Annotated in this window: 21 protein-coding genes; 12 read left to right on the forward strand and 9 right to left on the reverse strand. The window is 66.5% G+C overall.

Features of this window, described 5'->3' with window-relative positions; translation table 11 throughout:
* Nucleotides 1-40: 40 nt before the first annotated feature.
* Both pyrE and QNO08_RS00810 read left to right on the forward strand, forming a co-directional pair.
* Nucleotides 41-610, forward strand: a complete 570-nt coding sequence (gene pyrE, locus QNO08_RS00805; protein WP_229966618.1) for an orotate phosphoribosyltransferase — start codon at nucleotides 41-43, stop codon at nucleotides 608-610.
* Nucleotides 582-1,679, forward strand: a complete 1,098-nt coding sequence (locus tag QNO08_RS00810) for an alpha/beta hydrolase (RefSeq protein WP_284155627.1) — start codon at nucleotides 582-584, stop codon at nucleotides 1,677-1,679. The genes pyrE and QNO08_RS00810 overlap by 29 nt, the downstream gene beginning before the upstream one ends.
* Before the next feature lie 10 nt (nucleotides 1,680-1,689).
* Here QNO08_RS00810 and QNO08_RS00815 read toward each other — a convergent pair whose 3' ends face one another.
* Nucleotides 1,690-2,442: an HAD-IIA family hydrolase gene (locus QNO08_RS00815; protein ID WP_229966694.1), complete on the reverse strand. Its 753-nt coding sequence runs from the start codon at nucleotides 2,440-2,442 to the stop codon at nucleotides 1,690-1,692.
* A 153-nt stretch (nucleotides 2,443-2,595) separates the two neighbouring features.
* Between QNO08_RS00815 and QNO08_RS00820 the strand changes: the two genes are divergently transcribed.
* The 3 genes from QNO08_RS00820 (at nucleotide 2,596) to QNO08_RS00830 (ending at nucleotide 4,884) form a co-directional block, all read left to right on the forward strand.
* On the forward strand, nucleotides 2,596-3,273 hold the full coding sequence (locus QNO08_RS00820) for a TrmH family RNA methyltransferase (protein ID WP_442860524.1): 678 nt from the start codon (nucleotides 2,596-2,598) through the stop codon (nucleotides 3,271-3,273).
* A 163-nt stretch (nucleotides 3,274-3,436) separates the two neighbouring features.
* Nucleotides 3,437-4,456 carry a class II fructose-bisphosphate aldolase gene (gene fbaA, locus QNO08_RS00825; RefSeq protein ID WP_229966620.1) on the forward strand — a complete coding sequence of 340 codons (1,020 nt, stop codon included), beginning with the start codon at nucleotides 3,437-3,439 and terminating at the stop codon, nucleotides 4,454-4,456.
* Nucleotides 4,456-4,884 (forward strand): DUF3151 domain-containing protein, encoded by a 429-nt coding sequence (locus tag QNO08_RS00830; RefSeq protein WP_229966621.1) that lies wholly within the window; start codon nucleotides 4,456-4,458, stop codon nucleotides 4,882-4,884. Before fbaA ends, QNO08_RS00830 begins: the two co-directional genes overlap by 1 nt.
* 64 nt (nucleotides 4,885-4,948) lie before the next feature.
* Here the strand turns inward: QNO08_RS00830 and QNO08_RS00835 are convergent, their stop codons facing one another.
* From QNO08_RS00835 to QNO08_RS00850, 4 genes are all read right to left on the reverse strand, one after another.
* On the reverse strand, nucleotides 4,949-5,449 hold the full coding sequence (locus QNO08_RS00835) for a DUF427 domain-containing protein (protein WP_284155628.1): 501 nt from the start codon (nucleotides 5,447-5,449) through the stop codon (nucleotides 4,949-4,951).
* Nucleotides 5,450-5,562: 113 nt separating this feature from the next.
* The gene (locus QNO08_RS00840) at nucleotides 5,563-6,303 is read right to left on the reverse strand and encodes a class F sortase (protein WP_229966623.1); all 741 of its coding nucleotides are present in this window, start codon (nucleotides 6,301-6,303) and stop codon (nucleotides 5,563-5,565) included.
* Between the two features lie 19 nt (nucleotides 6,304-6,322).
* On the reverse strand, nucleotides 6,323-6,757 hold the full coding sequence (locus QNO08_RS00845; RefSeq protein WP_229966624.1) for an excalibur calcium-binding domain-containing protein: 435 nt from the start codon (nucleotides 6,755-6,757) through the stop codon (nucleotides 6,323-6,325).
* 139 nt (nucleotides 6,758-6,896) lie between these two features.
* Entirely contained in the window at nucleotides 6,897-7,490 is a 594-nt protein-coding gene (locus tag QNO08_RS00850) for a hypothetical protein (protein ID WP_229966625.1), read from the reverse strand.
* A gap of 232 nt (nucleotides 7,491-7,722) precedes the next feature.
* Between QNO08_RS00850 and QNO08_RS00855 the strand changes: the two genes are divergently transcribed.
* The 3 genes from QNO08_RS00855 (at nucleotide 7,723) to QNO08_RS00865 (ending at nucleotide 12,058) form a co-directional block, all read left to right on the forward strand.
* Nucleotides 7,723-9,012 carry an adenylosuccinate synthase gene (locus QNO08_RS00855; RefSeq protein ID WP_229966626.1) on the forward strand — a complete coding sequence of 430 codons (1,290 nt, stop codon included), beginning with the start codon at nucleotides 7,723-7,725 and terminating at the stop codon, nucleotides 9,010-9,012.
* Between the two features lie 77 nt (nucleotides 9,013-9,089).
* A complete protein-coding gene (locus tag QNO08_RS00860; RefSeq protein ID WP_229966627.1) occupies nucleotides 9,090-10,487 on the forward strand; it encodes an AAA family ATPase in 1,398 nt (465 codons plus the stop codon).
* Complete coding sequence (locus tag QNO08_RS00865) at nucleotides 10,484-12,058, forward strand: tetratricopeptide repeat protein (protein ID WP_229966628.1); 1,575 nt, start codon at nucleotides 10,484-10,486, stop codon at nucleotides 12,056-12,058. Before QNO08_RS00860 ends, QNO08_RS00865 begins: the two co-directional genes overlap by 4 nt.
* Nucleotides 12,059-12,111: 53 nt before the next feature.
* Here QNO08_RS00865 and QNO08_RS00870 read toward each other — a convergent pair whose 3' ends face one another.
* Nucleotides 12,112-13,104: a DUF2804 domain-containing protein gene (locus QNO08_RS00870; protein WP_229966629.1), complete on the reverse strand. Its 993-nt coding sequence runs from the start codon at nucleotides 13,102-13,104 to the stop codon at nucleotides 12,112-12,114.
* 88 nt (nucleotides 13,105-13,192) lie between these two features.
* A complete protein-coding gene (locus QNO08_RS00875; RefSeq protein ID WP_229966630.1) occupies nucleotides 13,193-13,675 on the reverse strand; it encodes a MarR family winged helix-turn-helix transcriptional regulator in 483 nt (160 codons plus the stop codon).
* Nucleotides 13,676-13,756: 81 nt separating this feature from the next.
* Between QNO08_RS00875 and QNO08_RS00880 the strand changes: the two genes are divergently transcribed.
* The 4 genes from QNO08_RS00880 to QNO08_RS00895 all read left to right on the forward strand — a co-directional run bounded on the left by QNO08_RS00880 (nucleotide 13,757) and on the right by QNO08_RS00895 (nucleotide 16,723).
* On the forward strand, nucleotides 13,757-14,581 hold the full coding sequence (locus QNO08_RS00880; protein ID WP_229966631.1) for an alpha/beta fold hydrolase: 825 nt from the start codon (nucleotides 13,757-13,759) through the stop codon (nucleotides 14,579-14,581).
* 121 nt (nucleotides 14,582-14,702) lie between these two features.
* Nucleotides 14,703-15,509: a carbon-nitrogen hydrolase family protein gene (locus tag QNO08_RS00885; RefSeq protein ID WP_229966632.1), complete on the forward strand. Its 807-nt coding sequence runs from the start codon at nucleotides 14,703-14,705 to the stop codon at nucleotides 15,507-15,509.
* 211 nt (nucleotides 15,510-15,720) lie between these two features.
* Nucleotides 15,721-16,281 carry an RNA polymerase sigma factor gene (locus QNO08_RS00890; protein ID WP_229966633.1) on the forward strand — a complete coding sequence of 187 codons (561 nt, stop codon included), beginning with the start codon at nucleotides 15,721-15,723 and terminating at the stop codon, nucleotides 16,279-16,281.
* The gene (locus QNO08_RS00895) at nucleotides 16,265-16,723 is read left to right on the forward strand and encodes a hypothetical protein (RefSeq protein ID WP_229966634.1); all 459 of its coding nucleotides are present in this window, start codon (nucleotides 16,265-16,267) and stop codon (nucleotides 16,721-16,723) included. The genes QNO08_RS00890 and QNO08_RS00895 overlap by 17 nt, the downstream gene beginning before the upstream one ends.
* On the opposite strand, the gene QNO08_RS00900 is transcribed toward QNO08_RS00895, so the two are convergent.
* Both QNO08_RS00900 and QNO08_RS00905 read right to left on the reverse strand, forming a co-directional pair.
* Nucleotides 16,720-17,226, reverse strand: coding sequence for a CoA-binding protein (locus tag QNO08_RS00900; RefSeq protein ID WP_229966635.1), 507 nt, complete (start codon nucleotides 17,224-17,226; stop codon nucleotides 16,720-16,722). The two genes, QNO08_RS00895 and QNO08_RS00900, sit on opposite strands and share 4 nt — an antisense overlap.
* Nucleotides 17,216-18,595 carry an O-acetylhomoserine aminocarboxypropyltransferase/cysteine synthase family protein gene (locus tag QNO08_RS00905; protein WP_229966636.1) on the reverse strand — a complete coding sequence of 460 codons (1,380 nt, stop codon included), beginning with the start codon at nucleotides 18,593-18,595 and terminating at the stop codon, nucleotides 17,216-17,218. Before QNO08_RS00905 ends, QNO08_RS00900 begins: the two co-directional genes overlap by 11 nt.
* Nucleotides 18,596-18,622: the final 27 nt, after the last annotated feature.

Raw genomic sequence — 18,622 nt, forward strand, 5'->3', positions numbered from 1 at the left:
TCAGCGCTGGGCATTGGGCTGCTCGGCTAGGATTGAGGCCATGACTGCGCCTGTCCTCCCCGCTGCCCGTGCCCGCCTCCTGGATTTGATCAGCGAACTGGCCGTGGTCCGCGGCAAAGTGACGCTCTCCTCCGGCGCCGAGGCCGACTACTACATTGACCTGCGCCGGGTCACCCTGCATCACGAGGCGTCCCAGCTGGTGGGCGACGTGATGCTGGATTTGATCGACAGCGCAGGTATTTCCTTCCAGAGCGCCGGCGGGCTGACGATGGGCGCAGACCCGGTGGCAACCGCAGTGATGCATGCCGGTGCCCGTGCCGGCCGGCCCATCGACGCGTTCGTGGTGCGCAAGGCGCAGAAGTCCTACGGCATGGGCCGGCAGGTCGAGGGGCCCGAGGTGGCGGGCCGCAACGTTGTGGTCCTGGAAGACACCTCCACAACCGGCGGGTCGGCGCTGACCGCTGTGGAAGGGGTGCGGCGGGCCGGCGGCAACGTGGTTGCCGTCGCGGTGATCGTGGACCGGGACACGGGATCGAAGGAGCGCATTGAGGCCGAGGCGGGCGTGCCGTATCTGTATGCCTATGGCAAGGACGAGCTGGGCCTGGATTAGGGCCGCGCAGGCGGCGGAGCCCGGAGCCCCGGACCCCGAAGCGCCGGGTTCGGCGAACCGGGCAGGCAGGAGCGCGGACCCGGCAGAGTTCCTGCGGTCCGCGGAGAGCCTCAAACGCTTCTCCCGCCGCCGCTTTCTCGCCGGCAGCGCCCTGGGCCTGACGCTGGCCGCGGATCTCTTCGTCACCCGCCGGATCCAGCGGCACCGGGAAGACCTGGAAATTCTGCGCGTGCGCGACGAGGCCGTGGAACGCCGCTTTCCGACTGCCTCCTGGTTCCTGTTTCCCGGCTATAAAACCAGCTGGGAGGAGACGGTCTGGATCCTCAATTCGCTGCGCCCGGCGCTGTCCTCGCGCGGCCAGCTGGCCGGCGTCGGCTACTCCAACCGGGGACTGGACGTCGATGATATCGTCGCCGCGGTGTACCGCCACATCCGTACCCACCAGCTGCGGCGCATCTATTTTTACGGCCACAGCTTCGGCGGCATGCTTGCCGTGCAGGTGGCTGCCCGGCTGCTCGAGCGCGGCATCGCCGTCGAACTCATCATTCTGGACTCCAGCCCGGCCGGCGCGCAGGACGTGCTGGACCGCGCCATGTTCGAGGGCGTGGCGGCGCTGTACGACGCCGGCTACCGGATTCCCAGCGTGCTGCGCGGCGGCTACGAGCTGGGGGAGCGGGTGCTGCACAAGGACGAGCGGACCTGGAACACAGTGGTGGACCAGACGCTGGAGCAGCTGTCGCCGCTGGCGCCGTCGAGCACCCTGATCCAGTCCGAGGCGTCCTACATCTTCCATTTCGATGCCTGGCGGTTTGCCTCGGCGCTGGGCAGCACGTCACTGGCCTTCATCGGCAACCCGGAGGACCGAACGGTCAACTATTTCGGCGCGAAGGACACCTGGGCCGCGGTGTTTCCGCGCAACCTCGTCTCCGCTTCCCTGGTGACCGAGGGTGCCGGACCGGCCCACGCCAGCCCGCAGTGGAACCCCGGCATCTACCAGAAGGTGGTGCGCGAGGTGCTGCGGCTGCACTCCCCGCCGGAACAGGGCGGCGGGCTGAAGTCCCTGTTCTAGGCCGCTGGCCCTAGACGGTGGCGATCAGATCGGCGACCGAATTGACGACCTGGGTGGGGCGGAACGGATAGAGATTGATGTCCTCGCGCTGCGTTATCCCGCTGAGCACCAGGACCGTATGCAGGCCGGCCTCAATGCCCGCGATGATGTCGGTGTCCATCCGGTCGCCGATCATGGCTGTCGTTTCGGAGTGCGCATCGATCTTGCGCATCGCCGAACGGAACATCATGGGGTTGGGCTTGCCGATGATGTACGGCTTCATGTTCGTGGCCGCGGTGATCAGGGCGGCAATGGCTCCGGTGGCCGGCAGTGGCCCCTCCTGGGACGGGCCCGTGACGTCGGGGTTGGTGGCGATGAAGCGGGCGCCGTCCAGGATCAGGCGGATCGCCTTGGTGATGGTGCCGAAGGAGTAGGTGCGGGTCTCGCCGAGGACCACGTAGTCCGGCGCCGTGTCGGTGAGGATCATGCCGGCCTCGTGCAGCGCCGTCGTCAGTCCCGCTTCGCCGACCACGAAGCAGCGTCCGGGTGCGCCGGTGTTCTTGACCTGTTCCTTGAGGAATTCCGCCGTGGCCAGCGCGGAGGTCCACAGGTTTTCCTCCGGCACTTCGAGCCCGGAGGCGCGCAGCCGGGCGGCGAGGTCCCGCGGGGTGTAAATCGAGTTGTTGGTCAGGACCAGGAACCGCTTGGACGTGGCTACCCAGCGTTCAATGAGCTCGGCGGCTCCCGGAATGGGGTGGTTTTCATGGACCAGAACGCCGTCCATGTCCGTCAGCCAGCATTCAATGTTCTCGTTTTCGCCCACGCTGTTCCGTTCCCTCACACTCAGCCCGGGTTTCCCCGGGGCCGCTGATGCCCCGCGATCCTGCGGCCCAGTCTTTCACCTTACGCTTGAAGGGTGATAGAGAGCGTTGAACAATTGCCGGACCACCCCGAGAAAACAGCCGCACCCGAGACCGGGACCGCGCCGGAAACCGCACCCACGCACCTGGTGGGAGTGGGCCCGTGGGAGGGCCCGTTGCCTGAAGGCGACCATTGGGATCCCGAACTTCTGGCCAACGGGGACACCCGCAATGTCGTCGATGAATACCGGTACTGGAACCACGACGCGATCGTCGCGGACCTGGACACGAAGCGCCATCCGTTCCATGTCGCCATCGAGAACTGGCAGCACGATTTCAACATCGGCACCGTGGTGCGCACCGCCAACGCCTTCATGGCGAAGGAAGTGCACATCATCGGACGACGCCGGTGGAACCGCCGCGGCGCCATGGTCACCGACCGCTACCAGCACGTGCGCCACCACCCCACGGTGGAGGACTTCGTGGAGTGGGCGCGCAGCGAGGGGCTGCACATCATCGGAATCGACAACTTCCCCGACTCGGTGCCGCTGGAAACCTACGAGTTGCCGGAAAACTGCGTGCTGGTCTTCGGGCAGGAGGGCCCCGGCCTGAGCCCGGAGGTCCACGCCGCCGCGGACGCCACCCTGTCCATTGCCCAGTTCGGTTCCACCCGGTCCATCAACGCCGGTTCCGCCGCGGCCATCGCCATGCACGGATGGGTGCGCCGCCACGTCTTTGGCCAGCGGGTGAACTGAGCCGCGGAACCGCGCGGCGGGACGGGTCCGGACACGGACGCAGTTATCCAAGGACATGACCTGATGCCCGATGGCTTCTTGTGGCTAGGATGTAAGGAGCCAATGAGGGCCTGGTGTGACGCGACTGGCCCTGCCGTAGATCGAACTTCCACGAGGAGTCAGCATGCCTATTGCAACCCCTGAGATTTATGCCGAGATGATCGACCGAGCCAAAGCGGGGGGCTTCGCATATCCGGCAGTGAACGTCACGTCGTCCCAGACGCTGAACGCCGCGCTGGCAGGGTTCGCCGAGGCCGGCTCCGACGGCATCGTCCAGGTGTCCACCGGAGGTGCCGCCTACTGGTCCGGCGCCAAGGTCAAGAACATGGTCACCGGGTCCCTCGCCTTTGCCGCGTATGCCCGCGAGGTGGCCAAGAGCTACAACGTGAACATCGCCCTGCACACTGACCACTGCCCCAAGGACAAGCTGGACGACTTCGTGCTGCCCCTGCTGGCCGCCTCCGAAGCAGCGGTCAAGCGCGGCGAGGATCCCATCTTCAACTCCCATATGTGGGACGGTTCGGCGGAAACCCTCGAGGACAACCTGCGCATCGCGCAGGAGCTGCTCGCCCGCACCCACGCCGCCAAGATGATCCTCGAAGTGGAAATCGGCACCGTCGGCGGCGAGGAAGACGGCGTGGAGAACGCCATCAACGACAAGCTGTACACCACGGTGGCCGACGGCACGAAGACCATTGAGGCGCTGGGCGCCGGCGACAAGGGCCGCTACATTACCGCCCTCACCTTCGGCAACGTGCACGGCGTGTACAAGCCCGGCGGCGTGAAGCTGCGCCCGGAAATCCTCAAGGACATCCAGGACGCGGTTGGCGAGTCCATCGGCCGGGAACGCCCGTTTGATCTCGTCTTCCACGGCGGTTCGGGCTCCTCCGCCCAGGAAATCGCCGACGCGGTCTCCTACGGCGTCGTGAAGATGAACATCGACACCGACACGCAGTACGCCTACACCCGCCCGGTTGCGGACCACATGTTCCGCAACTACGACGGCGTCCTGAAGGTCGACGGCGAGGTCGGCAACAAGAAGCAGTACGACCCCCGCGTGTGGGGCGCGTCGGCCGAGGCCGGCATGTCCGCGCGCGTGTTCGAAGCAGCACAAACCCTAGGATCGGCAGGCAAGTCCCTCTAATGTCAGATGAATTCCGCAAGAACCTGCTCGGCCCCGAGCCCACCTACCTGCCGGAGGAGTCCGACGTCGTCGCGCGCCTCGAGGCCGGAGATGAAGCCGTTGACCTGGCAGCAAAACACCCCACCTCCTCGCAGGTGTGGGCCATCCTCGCCGATGAGGCCTTCGAAGAAGGCCGCACCATCGAGTCCTACGCCTACGCGCGGGTTGGTTATCACCGCGGCCTGGATTCCCTGCGCCGCTCCGGCTGGCGCGGCACCGGTCCCATCCCGTGGGAGCACGTGCCGAACCAGGGCTTCCTGCGTGCCCTGTATGCGCTGGGCCGCGCGGCTGCAGCCATCGGCGAGAGCGAGGAAGTGGAGCGCATTACCAAGTTCCTGAACGAGTCGGATCCGCAGGCGAAGGTGGCCATCGAGGGTCGCGAGTCCTAGTTTCTTTTGTTCCGTGAACCGGCAGTCCCCAGCTTTGGGGGCTGCCGGTTTTCGTTGCCTGCTTTTACCAGCCGCCGGTGCCCGGGGCTCCCTTGAACGGTCCGGTGATGCGTCCCGTGATCCACCCGCCGTAAAAGTCCCCCTCCTGCGGCTGGACGTCCTCGCCGTCCACGGTGCAGCGCTCCATTTTTCTGGAATACACCGCCGCGCGGCTGGCGAGCGGTCCGTAGCCCGGCGACGGGTCCGGATAGGTCCAGGCGGCCCGCCGGGCACGAGTGGATCCCGCCGCGACGTCGAAATAGGCGGCCTTCCCCTTGTATTCGCAGAACGTGGCGCCTTCGACCGGAACGAGGGAATCCGGGGCAAAATCCTCCAGCGGAATGTAGTACACCGGCGGATGGCTGGTTTCCAGCACCCGCACGGCGGAGGTGGTGTCGGCGATCAGCCGTCCGCCAAGGAAAACCTGGACGTGTTCAGCGGTGGGTTCCAGCCGCGGCGGGCGCGGATAGTCCCAGACGGACTCCTGCGGGCTCTCCTGAGCGTGGCTCAACGGTTGATGTTCCATGGCCAGCCTTTCGAATGCCGGCCGAAGCCGGACGCCGGGCCCGGATTTTCCGGGTCAAGGGATGCTTCGGAACCGCGGTCCCTCCGGATGGCCCTGCCGGGTGCTCGCTCCGATCAGTGGACGAGGCGGGCGTAGACGACGTAATTGTCGGCGAAGGTTCCGGCTTTCGGGTCGTAGCCGTCGCAGGTGATGAGCCGCAGTTCGGGTCCTTCGGTATTGCCGTAGACCTTCTCGCTGGGAAAGGCGTCCTTGGGATACTGCTCCCCGTGCTGGACGGAAAACACTGCGGTTGAGCCGTCCTCGCGGATTATCTCAACTTCATCGCCGGGCTGCAGCTTGCGCAGGTCCGCGAAGATTCCCGGGCCTCCGCCCTCGGCGTTGACATGGCCCAGGATGACGGCTGGCCCGGGCTCTCCGGGTGTGGGGGAGTGGATGTACCAGCCGGCAGGTGATCCGGGCCTGCCCGAAGGAACCTCCAGGGATCCCTTGCTGTCCACGTCCAGGCGGATCAGGGATGAGCGGGCGCCGACGGACGGAATGTTCAGGGATTCCGGCACTGATTCGGCCATGGCCGGGACCGGGCGTTCCGGGGAGGGCGGACTCGTGACCTGGGGTGTTCCCGGAACTGGGACGGGGGCGTCGGCAGGCGCAGCGGTATCAGGGGTGACGGCAGGCGAGGATGGCGCCGTCACGGGTGCTTCCGCGGAAAGGACCGGACCGGCGGGCGGCGTATTCTCGGTATCCAGATGCCCGGCGCCTGTCTGGGCGGCGCCGCCACAGCCGGTGAGAAGCAGGAGGACGGCCGCCGCGGCTGCCCGGAGGTCCCCGCGGCGGCCGGCTGTCGGATTAGTCATTCCGGTTCATTCGAAACGCCTAATCCTGCTGTGCGCTGCGGCGGCGGACAATGAATGTGCCTCCTGCTGCGGCGGCCAGGACCAGTCCGCCGCCGAGAGCCAAGATGCCGGCATTGGAGCCCTGCGGTTCCTGGGTGATGCCGGTGTTCGCGCCGCCTACGGGCATCCGGCCGACCTGTCCTGGCATTGGAGGTTCGGGTGTGGGATCAACGGGTGGAGCGGTTTCAATCGGAGTCAGGGGTTTGCTGTCATCTTCGCAGCCGATGCCGTCCACCCCGCCCCTGTCCAGATGCTCTCCGTACCTGTAATCACCGCGCTGAATGTTGTAAATGCCGTCCGCAGCGGCGGCATCGCAGTTCTGGTATGGGCCGGTCACGGCGAAAGCCGGAGTCGCCGAAAGAACCGAGAAGCCGGTGACTGCCGCCAGAGCCAAACCTGCAGTGTGCTTTTTCATGGTGCCTCTGCTTTCCCTGAGGAGTATGCATCCGAGTGATGCATGACGGGAAACAGAGTAGTAAGGGGGTACTTTTGTCACCCGAGTAGGCGGGGTTTTTGGCCCGGCGGCCCGCAATTAAAGTCCGGCGAAACAGTAGTCAGGGAAGGATGCTGGTAGTCACGGCAACAATTTGCGGCCTGGGCGGAACCGAGCTGAATCCGAAGCGCACCGGAGGATTAATGGGGGAGAGGCCGCCCAAATCCCGCCCGTTCCACATGGCCGAGGCGCCCGCCGCGGAGCGGATGGAGCGCACCCCGTAATACTCGCGGCGCTCGCCGCCGGCGGAGCCTGCCGTGGAGACGCCCGGCACCAGCAGGCCGGCCACGGGGTTGATCGCTGCCAGCCAGCGCGGATGCACGGCCAGGGCCGGGGGAATCATCTCCAGCAGGCGCCCCAGCAGTGTCCGCGGCCCCAGCACGATGTTCAGCCGCAGCGGCCCCGCACCGACCATGAGCCGATCCGCCGAGAGCCGGGCATCGACGTCGACCACATCCACGGCATCGAAATGATAGGTACGCCCGATGTACTCAGCCACCTCCGGATCCGGCGCCAGCAGAAGCCGTGATCCGGCCGCGTTCTCCGCCATGACATCGGTGAACGCGCCGAAGGGTGACTCGAGCCAATGACCCACCACCAGCCGGGTGCCGGAGGTCGTGCCAATACCGGCGATGTAGCCGCGAAAACGGTCCATCCGGCCACGCTACGCCGGGATCTGTTCAGGGAATACCCGTTTCGGGCGCTGCGGAAAGGGCACCGGAGATACAATCGGCTAAACTTGGTAGGTAAGAGCCCCGCGACTCCGGCTTGACTCCGGCTTTCTGTTATTTCCGGTCTGGCCTGCGAGTTCAGGGGCGTTCTCATGCACGGAAGCGGATCGCGCCGTCGGCGTTCCTCCCCTTTCGTAACTAATGGGGGAGGATCCCATGCCCGCAATTGTCATCGTCGGCGCCCAGTGGGGCGACGAAGGTAAAGGTAAGGCCACTGACCTGCTCGGGGGCCGTGTCGACTATGTCGTCAAGCCCAACGGCGGCAACAACGCCGGCCACACCGTCGTCGTCGGCGGTGAAAAATACGAACTCAAGCTTCTGCCCGCCGGCATCCTGAGCCCCAACGCCATTCCGGTGATCGGCAACGGCTGCGTGGTGAACCTCGAAGCCCTCTTTGAGGAAATCGACGGCCTGGAAGCCCGCGGCGCCGACACGTCCAAGCTGCGGATCTCCGCCAACGCCCACCTGGTGGCCCCGTTCCACCAGGTCATGGACAAGGTCACCGAGCGCTTCCTGGGCAAGCGTGCCATCGGCACCACCGGCCGCGGCATCGGTCCGGCCTACATGGACAAGGTGGCCCGCCTTGGCATCCGCGTCCAGGACATCTTCGACGAGTCGATCCTCCGCCAGAAGGTCGAAGGCTCGCTGCGGCAGAAAAACCAGCTGCTGGTCAAGGTCTACAACCGCCGCGACGTCGACGTCGAAGAGGTCGTCGAGTACTTCCTGTCCTACGCGGACCGGCTGCGGCCAATGATCATCGACTCCACCTATGAGCTGAACCGGGCGCTCGATGAGGGCAAGGTTGTCCTGATGGAGGGCGGCCAGGCCACCTTCCTGGACGTGGACCACGGCACCTACCCGTTTGTGACGTCCTCCAACCCCACCGCCGGCGGCGCATCAGTGGGTTCGGGCATCGGCCCGACCCGCATCACCCGCTCGGTGGGCATCATCAAGGCCTACACCACCCGTGTGGGTGCCGGACCGTTCCCCACCGAACTGTTCGACGACATGGGCCTGTACCTGCAGAAGACCGGCGGCGAGTTCGGTGTGAACACCGGACGTCCGCGCCGCTGCGGCTGGTACGACGCCGTGCTGGCGCGCCACGCCTCGCGCGTGAACGGCTTCACTGACTACTTCGTGACGAAGCTGGACGTGCTCACGGGCATCGAGCAGATTCCGGTGTGCGTGGCGTACGACGTCGACGGCGTCCGGTTCGACGAGATGCCGATGACGCAGACCGACTTCCACCACGCGAAGCCGATCTTCGAGTACTTCGACGGCTGGACCGAGGACATCACCGGAGCCCGGACCCTGGACGACCTGCCCAAGAACGCCCGCGACTACGTGCTGGCGCTGGAGAAAATGTCCGGCACGCGCTTCTCGGCCATCGGCGTCGGTCCGGACCGCGACCAGACGATCGTGGTGCGGGACCTGATCTCCGAATAAGGACCGCCGGTCCCCGTGGCAGGATGTACGTGGCACGCAGTTCGTGCCACGTACATCGGGGAAGGAACCACGGGGGAATGAACGAGGACGTACTGGCCAGCCTGCGGCGGGCCATTGAATCCAGTCCGGAGGACGCTGCACTGCGGCTTCATGTAGCGGAAATGCTGCTGGGAGCGGGCCGTCATTCCGAGGCCATCGGCGAGACCAACGCCGTGCTGCAGCGGGACCCGGCCCATCAGGCCGCACTGGATCTGCTGAACCGCACCGCGGCCGCCATGACGTCCGGTGCCGGCGTTTCCGCGGAGCTTCCCGTTCCTGCGGCAGATCCGGGCGGAGCGGACGCCGGCACGGAGCCGGAGCCGGAGCCGGAACCGGAAGATCAGCCGGCCGCCGCCGTCGACCCCGAGCCGGAAGAACAGCCGGACGCCGCCGTTGAACCCGGCGCCGTCGAACCGGCTGCGGGTTCCGCTGAGCCGGCCGCGGCAGCCTTCGACTGGACCCGCGCTGAAACCGAGGTGGGCTCGGAGGTTCCGCCGCCGTTCGTGAAGGAGCCCCAGTTGGCTTATGGCGGGGACGGCCCCGGCGTGGCCCCCCTCGACCCCGAGGTGCCTCCGATTACCTTCGCCGATGTCGGCGGCCTGGAGGCGGTCAAGAAGCGCCTGGACGAATCCTTCCTGCAGCCGATGAAAAACGCCGAATTGGCCAAGGCCTTCGGCAAGTCGCTCCGCGGCGGACTCCTGCTGTACGGGCCCCCTGGCTGCGGCAAGACCTTCCTGGCCCGCGCGGTGGCCGGAGAACTCGGTGCGGTGTTCATGTCCGCCACCATGACGGACATCATGGCCCCCTATCACGGCGAGACCGAGCGCAACCTCAAGGCAGTGTTCGATTCTGCCCGCGCGAAAACACCCACCGTCCTGTTCCTGGACGAAGTGGACGCCATCGGCATGAGGCGCAGCAGCCTCGGGGGACATCACGTCATGACCCGGCAGATGGTCAACCAGCTGCTGATCGAAATGGACTCGATGGCCGGGGACAATGACGGCCTGTACCTGCTGGCAGCCACCAACCATCCGTGGGACCTGGATGAGGCCCTGCTGCGGCCGGGACGCCTGGACCGAACCCTGCTGGTGATTCCGCCGGACTATGAAGCCCGTCTGCAGATCCTTGAGCATCAGCTGCGGGACCGCCCGCTGGCCGGAATCAACCTGGAGCAGATTGCGGCGCGCACCGACGTGTTTTCGGGCGCAGACCTGCAGCATCTCTGCGTGACGGCGGCCGAGAAGGCGATGACGGAATCCATCCGGGCCAACCGGATCTGTCCCATCACCATGGACCACATCGAGTCGGCCTTCGCAGAAGTGGGCGCCACCACGCTGTCCTGGCTGGAGTCCTCCCGGAACGTGGTGAAATTCAGCAACGCGCATGGCCGCTACAACGATTTGGCGGACTATCTGCGCTCCCGCGGCATGCTGTGAGTGCAGGAAGGCTGGCACCGGACATGGTCCGGGCCCGGTTCAACACGCTCATCGCCGCCCGCCGCCCGGAGGAGGCGCTGCAGCTGGTCCGCGCTCAGCTGCCCCATCACCGGGACAGCGTGTTCATCTGGGCGCTGCTCTGCCACGGATACCTCTCCACCGAGAAGTATCCGGAGGCCGAGGAGGCCGGGCGGCAGGCGCTGGCCCTTGCACCTCAGGATTCCAGCGTCCGGATCAATCTGGGGCTGGCCCTTTTCCACCAGGGCAAGCAGGCGGACGCCGTGGAGTGCGCAGCTCAGGCAGTGGAGTTAAGGCCCGAGGAGGCGGAAGGGCACTTCTGGCTGGGCCACATCCTGCTCAACGGGAACGCTGACGGGAAGAAGGGCCGGGAAGCCGCTCTCAGCTCTGCCCGGACCGCGCTGGAACTGGACCGGGAAACCGGTGATTACTACTGGTTGGCGGCGCGGGCAAGTTCACAACTGGGCAACTACGACGCCGCCCGCACTTACCTTGCAGATGGCCTTGGCGCGGAACCCGGGCATCGGGCCCTGCTGAAGCTGGGCACCCAGCTGTCCGGCGGGCAGGCGGTGGTGGGCGATGAAGTGGGTGTGGTGCGCTCACTGTTGGCCGAGGATCCCATGGACGCTGATGCGCACCGGCTGCTGAGGGGACAGGTATTCGCCGGACTGCGCCTGCCAACCCTGCTTCCCTGGCTGCAGGCCGCCGCCTTCTGCTTCCTGGCGCCGTTTGTTCCGGCAGCGGGCGACGGCGGCGCCACCCCGGTTGCCGTGGCCCTTGCCGTGCTCTTCGGCTGGGTTGGACGGCGGCACTACCGGCGGCTGGACAGCCGCCTGCCGGCGGGATACCTGAAGGAACAGGTGGATGACACACCGCTCGCCAAGGCCGGTCTGATCCTGGGTGCTGCCGCCATGCTCGCCGTGACGGCCGGAACCGTCTGGTCAGGTGCTGCGGGCAGCGGTGACCAGTTGCGCTGGGCCCTGGCCTGCACGGCCGCGGCCGTCCTTCCGGCCATAGTCGGACGCCAGCTCCTGCTGGCCGGTGAGGAACGCGGCGGACAGCGCGCCGGCGGCGGACGCTATCGGCGTCCGGACAGCTCCGACTCCACCGCGCTGCTGTGGATTCTGGGCTGTCTCCTTACCGTTCTGGCACTCCTGCACTGGAACCGGTGGGTCTATGCCGGCGCCGCGCTGCTGGCCTTCGGGCTGCTGCTCCTGGTGGTCCTGCTGGGCGTAACCGTCAGGTTCTTTGCCAACGAGCCGTCGCCGGACGGGATGCGGGCGGGCCTGCGGACCATTCCCGGCTGGGAGCGCGGCCTTCTGGCCGGCTGCGCGGCCGGTTTCCTGATCGTGGGCGGGGCGCTGAGCCTGTCCGGGATGCACCTGCTGCAGCAAGGGCCCACGCCGCAGCCCCTCGATTCCTCACCTGCTGCGCCGGAACCCTCCGGGGAGCCGGTTCCGCAGCCAAGCGACTTCCGCCCGCCGGATTCCAACAGTCTCCCTCCGCTGCCGGTGTTCACGATGCAGCCGCTGCCCACCATCGGCGGCGGCTGACCCGGGAAGTGCCGGACCCACCCGCCGGTTGCCGGCGGTGCCGGGCCGCCGGACTACCAGCGGTGCCGGGCTTCCTCGATCCAGCCGCCCAGGCCGTCCAGCGAATAGCCGGTGCCGTCGGGAGTGCGGGCCGTTCCGGTCCAGGTGCCGAAGGCCTGCCAGATTTCCGACGAAATGACGACGGCTTTGGTGGCGGACTTTCTGCGGTGAAAGGGCGTGAGCACGGCATCGATCCACGGCCCGTGCACCGTCCAGGGCGAATCCGGATCCTCCAGGTCGTAGGTGAACTCCAGTTCCCCGTCGTAATGGTGCAGCCGGCCGTCCACGATCAGGGCATTTTCGGTGGCCGGCGTACCCGCGGTCCACTGCCCGCCCAGCTGCAGGCCAAGCCGGGTGCCGTTCACGGTTCCGGAGCCCGCGCCCCAGGTCCACGTCGTCCGGTAGGGCCAGCGACCCCGGCCGCGGTCCAGGACGGCAAACGCATCCGTCGACACGTCATAAGTCTTGCCGTCCACCGTCACCGTGCCGGCGACGCTGCGGGCCACGTCCTTGAGCGTGTACTGGAACCGGCGGTCCGACCAGGGCACCACCACGCCCAGCACATCGCCGTCGGCGGGTGCATACAGGTCCACGGCCACCCGCGGTGAGCGGGCGCGCAGGTGGGTGCCGCCGTCGTCGTCGTGGAAGCGCAGTGACACGTCGCCCGCCGATCCCAGCGCTGTCAGGGGCGGAAGCGTGTCCGGCAGCTGGATGTCGGCGGCGGAGGGCAGGATCTTCAGCGGCTCGATGCTGATCTCCTCGCCGGTGGACCGGTTCAGGACGTACAGCTGCAGGCTGGCGGCGTAGCCGAGATTCACGATGGTCATGCCCAGCGCCAGCTCCGGAGTCAGCACACCCCAGTATTCCCAGCGTTTGGTCCGCAGCCGGCCCGCGGGACCGTCGGGAAGCGGCGTGCGGTGCAGCGGTGAGCGGGAGTAGCCCACGGCCTGCGGATTTAGGGTGCCGCGGGCAGTGGTCAGGTTGATCGGCAGCGTGAGTTCGTCCATGCGGCCCCAGTCTAGGCGGGGCGAAGCCCCAGGGAGGGCTACGGCTCGGTGGTCGAAATGGACGGCCGGCCCGCTGCCCAGATGCAGTCTAGTTTTTTTGACCCTGTCGGGTGGCGTTGAGAACTGTCTGAAGGGTTTGCATTGCAGCTTCAAAGTTCCGATCGCCGGCATAACCTGCCCATTGCTGCTCGAGCTCCGCGACCTTTGCCGAGGCCTCCTGCAGCAGCTTTAATCCGCGGGCCGTGGGGAGGATCAGTTTTGCTCGGGCATCCACGGGGTCCGGCTTTCGCTCGAGATACCCCAGGGCTTGCAGCTCATTTACCAACTCTGATGTTGCCGCCAGGCTCAACTGGGCTCTTGCAGCCAGCGCGGTCAGGCGGATGCCCTTTGTCCCCACGTTGCCCGTGATCTGGAGGTGGGCCGGACGAAGATCGCCGTAGCCGTGCCCCTCCGCCTCGGCCAGTAACTCGCGACGAAACTCGGCGAGCAGACGGACCAGCAGCTGGCCGACGGGAAGCCGTGTTGGCTTGGAATTTCCGATAGGGGAATCTCTTGACTGGGGCTGCGGCATGGAGGACAGTCTAGCTCGTAAGCTTCGGAAACCGAAGGAATACGCCCGGCATCCTCCGGGGGCACTTTCTAGGAGACTGGCATGGATACGAGAACATCGGCCATGGTGGACACAGTTTTGGGTCCGCTGATGGTCCGCCGTACGGGGGCCGGTTCTCCGGCGCTTCTATGGCACAGCATGTTTGTTGATTCAGAGACATTCGCAGGGGTGACAGGCGATCTTGGACGCAGTCACGAACTTTTTCTTGTGGACGGTCCAGGCCACGGCGGCAGCCCTGGAGTTCGCCGGCGTTATGCCTTGCAGGACTGCGCAACCGCAGCGGCCCAAATTATGGACGCGGTCGGCATAACTGACCCCGTCGACTGGGTGGGAAACGCCTGGGGAGGACATGTCGGCATTCTTTTCGCCGACGCCTACCCCACCCGCTGCGCATCACTGACTACCATCGGGACGCCTGCGTACGCCTTGCCGAGGGGTCAGCGCCAAAAGACCTCCCTATTGGTTTACCTGTACAGGATCCTCGGCCCGGGACCGTTCACGGGAGCAGTGGTGGAAGCACTCGTGGGTCCGGATGCGGACAAGACCGCACCCGAGGCTGCTTCGCAGGTGGCTGCAGCCTTCCGCAGGGGGAACAGGCAGGGCAAGTACTGGGCCATGCGTTCCTTGATGCTCGGTCGTCCGGATTTACGCCCGGTGCTCCCGCGATTGCGCGTACCGACGCTCATGATGAGCGGACGAGAGGACGCTATGAACGACCTTCAGGAGGCAGAGCGCGCGGGGCGTTCAGTGCCGGATGGAAGTTTTCTCCCGGTTCCCGGCAACGGGCACGTCGCGCCGCTCCTCATTGCCGCGGATCAGGTCACGGCGGCGATACAAGGCTTCTGGTCCCGCGCCGGCAACCCGTAGCTGGCTCTGGGGCAGCCGCGTACTCTGCACTGGCCCTCAACGGGTGGAGGAATCCTGCGGAAGGCCGTCTCCCTGCTCTAGGCTGGGAGAAACTTCGGCTCCATAAGAAGGCGGTTTGGTTATGTTGGTGAGCGTAGGCCAGTTCAGTCCCACGGGCGACGTCGGAGAGAACCTCGAGGTGATGCGCTCGCTGGCGGAGAAAGCGAAGACCGAGGGCGCCGAGCTGATCGTGTTTCCCGAGGAATCCATGTTCAGCGTCGGCAAGGTCGAGGGCCCGCTGGCCGCGGCCGTCGACGCCGGCTGGACCACCTTCGTCCAGCAGCTGTCGATGCTCGCGGCGGAGCTGGGCATCGCCGTCGTCGCCGGCGGTTACGAATCCAGCGGCGAGGACCGCCCGTACAACACCCTCGTGCTGATCGAGGCCACCGGGCGGATCGCTGACACGTACCGCAAACTGCACCTGTATGACGCCTTCAGCTACGCCGAATCCGCCCGGATCAAGCCCGGCAACGGCGGCGTGAAGGTGGTGGATCTCGGCGGCATCAAGGTTGGCCTGATGACCTGCTACGACATCCGGTTCCCCGAGCTGGCGCGGGCACTCACCGACAAGGGGGCGGACCTGCTGGCGGTTCCGGCCGCCTGGTTCAAGGGCGAACACAAGATTGAACACTGGGAAACCCTGCTCAAGGCCCGGGCGATCGAAAACACCGTGTGGGTGGCTGCCGCAGGGACCTCCAGCCGCCACACGGTGGGCCACTCGGCCATCCTGGACCCGATGGGTGTTGCGCAGGCCTTCCTGGACGATGAAGCCGAGGCCGTAGTCACGGCCGACGTGACCCGCAAGCGGATCGACGACGTGCGCGAGTTCCTGCCGGTGCTCAGGAACCGCCGCTTTGCCGCCAATGACCAGATTATTTCCGCCGGCTAAGCCTTCCCCGTCGAGAGCGGGCCCAAGGAAAATAGTTTCGGCGCCCGCGTAACTTTTGGCAGTTCCGGGACGATTACACTTTTGGAACGGTCGCACCGAGGCTTATCCCCCCAACGAGCCCCGGTGCGGCCGTTTCGTCATGTCCGCACCTCAGGTCGTCGCGGTAGTAACATTTGGGACGCCCATCCTTCCGCTAGGGAAAGACCGAACCTTGGCCACAGCCCTGACAGAGGACATCCTCGCTGCCGCCCGTGCCGGGAAACCCAAGGCGCTGCGCGAAATATACCTGGTCCTGGCTCCGTCGATCCTGGGCTATCTCGCCGGCAAGGGATGTGAGGATCCGGAGGGCCTGACCCAGGAAGTCTTTCTGACGGTCTTCGGCAAACTGCACTCGCTCACCGGCGGCCTGTCCGGAATGCGCACCTTCGCTTTCTCGGTGGCGCACGCGCGAATGGTCGACGACGCCCGACGGCGTGAGCGGCAACCGGTGTTTGCGCAGTTCCATCCCGCGGCCGATGTCCGAATCAGCGTTTCGGCCGAGGAAACGGTGCTTGAATCCGGAGCCGGCGTTGCCGCGCTGCTTGACGGGCTCCCGCCCCGGCAACAGGAAGTGCTGCTGTTGCGGGTTGTGGCCGACCTGTCGATCGAGGAAACAGCCAGCATCATGGGCAGCAGCGAGGGAGCCGTCAAACAGCTCCAAAGCAGGGCGCTGAAAATATTGAAGGACCGGTTGGAACGGAAGGAGGAGCCAGCTCATGAACGAATCGCCTGAGACCGGCGGCGACCCGAAAGTTCACCGCCTCCTTGCCGAATCCAACATTGAGGAAAGCCCGGAGCTCCTTAAGGGCCTGCGTCTCCTGCGTTCCTTTCGCGCCTCGCCGGCTCCGGAGCCGACCGGCGAGCTGGCCACACTGCTCAAAACCGCCAACCCGCCGCGTCAGCGGACACAGACGCACCGCGGCCTCATCCTGAGTTTCGCGCTGGCCGGTGCCATGGCGGCCGGGACAACCGGAGTTGCGGCCAGCAATGCCCTGCGGCTCACCTGCGAATCATTCACTGGCGGCGCAACGGAGCCCGCTCAGCCGAAGCAGGAGGACAGCGGGGAGACGGCGCCGCTGCCCGCCGAAAGTGCCGACGCGCAGGCGCCGTCCCCCGAAGCCGCGTTGTCCCCCGAACCCGCGCCGTCTCGGGCCGCCGGCGGGCGGCATCCCTAAGCGGTCAGCTGCCGTTTCGAGGAAATGACGCCGGTATTAAAGCCGGCCAGGTTCAGTCCGCCGTGGAACCGGGCGTGCTCAATCTTGACGCAGCGGTCCATCACCACGTCCAGCCCGGCAGCCTCAGCGGCGTGGGCCACGTCCTCATGCCAGGAACCCAGCTGCAGCCACAGCGTTTTCGCCCCGACGGCGATGGTCTCCTCCAGCACGGACGGCAGGTCGTCGTGGCGGCGGAACACGTCCACAATGTCCGGGACCTCGGGCAGATCCGCCAAGGAGGCGTAGACGGGCCGGCCCAGGATTTCCTTGGCCACCGGGTTCACGAAATAGACCGTGTACGGAGACGACGAGAGCAGGTACGTCGCCACGAAGTAGGACGCCCGGGACGGCTTGTCCGAGGCGCCCACAATGGCAATGGACTTCGCGCTGCGCAGCAGCGCCAGACGCTCCGGAGCGCTCGGGCCGTCCCAGGCGCGCGGTTCGGCAATGGCTTCAGCGGACATGGGCGGACTCCTTCAGCGGGGGCACAACCGGGACATCGGACGGGACAACTGACGGGGCGGAAGCGGCATCAGCCGACGCCGCGGACGAGGCAGCGGCGTCGAGCGCCTGATCCAGGTCCCAGAGGATGTCCGCAAGGTCCTCCAGACCCACGGAAATCCGGACCAGATCCTCGGCCACGCCCGCCGCGGTGAGCTGCTCCGGGGAGAGCTGGCCGTGCGTGGTGGAGCCGGGGTGGATGACCAGGGTCCGGGAATCGCCCACGTTGGCCAGGTGCGAGGCCAGCTGCAGGGCCTCAATAAAGGCCTTGCCGGCCTCGCGGCCGCCCCGGACTCCGAAGCTGAACACCGACCCCGGTCCCTTGGGCAGGTATTTCTTCGCCCGCTCATGGTGCGGATGGGAGGGCAGCCCGGCGTAACTGACCCAGGACACGCGCTCGTCGGCCTCCAGCCATTCGGCAACCGCCTGCGCGTTTTTCAGGTGTTCGTCCAGGCGCTGCGGCAGCGTTTCCACCCCCTGCAGCAGCTGGAATGCTGACTGCGCGCTGAGCGCGGGGCCGATGTCGCGCAGCTGCTCGGAACGCAGCTTGGTGAGGAATCCGTACTCGCCGAAGTTCCCCCACCAGGAAATGTTGCCGTAGCTGGCCACCGGCTCGGTCATTGCCGGAAACTTGCCGTTGCCCCAATTGAACGTGCCGGATTCGACGACGACGCCGCCCAGCGTGGTTCCGTGCCCGCCGAGGAACTTGGTGGCCGAGTGGATGACAATGTCGGCGCCGTGCTCGAACGGCCGCACCAGGTACGGAGTGCTCAGGGTGGCATCGAGGATCAGCGGCACGCCGGCGTCGTGCGCCACCTTCGCCAGCCCGGCGATGTCGGTGATTTCGCCGCTGGGATTGGCCACGACTTCGGCGTACACGGCCTTGGTGTTCTCCCGAATGGCCGCCGCGTAGTCCGCGGGATCCGTGCCGGGAACAAACGTGGTGTCGATGCCGAAGCGCCGCAGCGTCACGTCCAGCTGCGTCACGGTGCCGCCGTAGAGCTGCGCGGCGGCCACGATGTGATCCCCCGCGCCGCACAGGGCAGCGAAGGTCACGAACTCAGCGGACATGCCCGACGCCGTCGCCACGGCACCGATGCCGCCCTCCAGCGAGGCGATGCGCTCCTCGAAGGCCGCGACCGTCGGGTTGCCGATGCGGGAGTAGATGTTGCCGTACTTCTGCAGCGAGAAGAGGTTCGCCGCGTCGTCGGTGTCCTTGAAGACAAACGACGTGGTCTGGTAAATGGGCACGGCGCGGGCGCCGTGCGTGGCATCGGGGGTGCCGCCGGCGTGCAGGGCACGGGTCCGGAAGCCGAATTGTCGATCACTCATGAAATGAGTGCTCCTTCCTGGTGGGCC

The sequence above is a fragment of the Arthrobacter sp. zg-Y820 genome, assembly GCF_030142155.1.
Classification (GTDB): domain Bacteria; phylum Actinomycetota; class Actinomycetes; order Actinomycetales; family Micrococcaceae; genus Arthrobacter_B.

Excerpts from the sequence above, each read along its gene's own strand:
- pyrE (WP_229966618.1), top strand. The coding sequence starts at position 41 with ATGACTGCGCCTGTCCTCCCCGCTGCCCGTGCCCGCCTCCTGGATTTG.
- QNO08_RS00810 (WP_284155627.1), top strand. The coding sequence starts at position 582 with ATGGCAAGGACGAGCTGGGCCTGGATTAGGGCCGCGCAGGCGGCGGAG.
- QNO08_RS00815 (WP_229966694.1), bottom strand. The coding sequence starts at position 2,442 with ATGGACGGCGTTCTGGTCCATGAAAACCACCCCATTCCGGGAGCCGCC.
- fbaA (WP_229966620.1), top strand. The coding sequence starts at position 3,437 with ATGCCTATTGCAACCCCTGAGATTTATGCCGAGATGATCGACCGAGCC.
- QNO08_RS00830 (WP_229966621.1), top strand. The coding sequence starts at position 4,456 with ATGTCAGATGAATTCCGCAAGAACCTGCTCGGCCCCGAGCCCACCTAC.
- QNO08_RS00835 (WP_284155628.1), bottom strand. The coding sequence starts at position 5,449 with ATGGAACATCAACCGTTGAGCCACGCTCAGGAGAGCCCGCAGGAGTCC.
- QNO08_RS00840 (WP_229966623.1), bottom strand. The coding sequence starts at position 6,303 with ATGACTAATCCGACAGCCGGCCGCCGCGGGGACCTCCGGGCAGCCGCG.
- QNO08_RS00845 (WP_229966624.1), bottom strand. The coding sequence starts at position 6,757 with ATGAAAAAGCACACTGCAGGTTTGGCTCTGGCGGCAGTCACCGGCTTC.
- QNO08_RS00850 (WP_229966625.1), bottom strand. The coding sequence starts at position 7,490 with ATGGACCGTTTTCGCGGCTACATCGCCGGTATTGGCACGACCTCCGGC.
- QNO08_RS00855 (WP_229966626.1), top strand. The coding sequence starts at position 7,723 with ATGCCCGCAATTGTCATCGTCGGCGCCCAGTGGGGCGACGAAGGTAAA.
- QNO08_RS00860 (WP_229966627.1), top strand. The coding sequence starts at position 9,090 with ATGAACGAGGACGTACTGGCCAGCCTGCGGCGGGCCATTGAATCCAGT.
- QNO08_RS00870 (WP_229966629.1), bottom strand. The coding sequence starts at position 13,104 with ATGGACGAACTCACGCTGCCGATCAACCTGACCACTGCCCGCGGCACC.
- QNO08_RS00875 (WP_229966630.1), bottom strand. The coding sequence starts at position 13,675 with ATGCCGCAGCCCCAGTCAAGAGATTCCCCTATCGGAAATTCCAAGCCA.
- QNO08_RS00880 (WP_229966631.1), top strand. The coding sequence starts at position 13,757 with ATGGATACGAGAACATCGGCCATGGTGGACACAGTTTTGGGTCCGCTG.
- QNO08_RS00885 (WP_229966632.1), top strand. The coding sequence starts at position 14,703 with ATGTTGGTGAGCGTAGGCCAGTTCAGTCCCACGGGCGACGTCGGAGAG.
- QNO08_RS00895 (WP_229966634.1), top strand. The coding sequence starts at position 16,265 with ATGAACGAATCGCCTGAGACCGGCGGCGACCCGAAAGTTCACCGCCTC.
- QNO08_RS00900 (WP_229966635.1), bottom strand. The coding sequence starts at position 17,226 with ATGTCCGCTGAAGCCATTGCCGAACCGCGCGCCTGGGACGGCCCGAGC.
- QNO08_RS00905 (WP_229966636.1), bottom strand. The coding sequence starts at position 18,595 with ATGAGTGATCGACAATTCGGCTTCCGGACCCGTGCCCTGCACGCCGGC.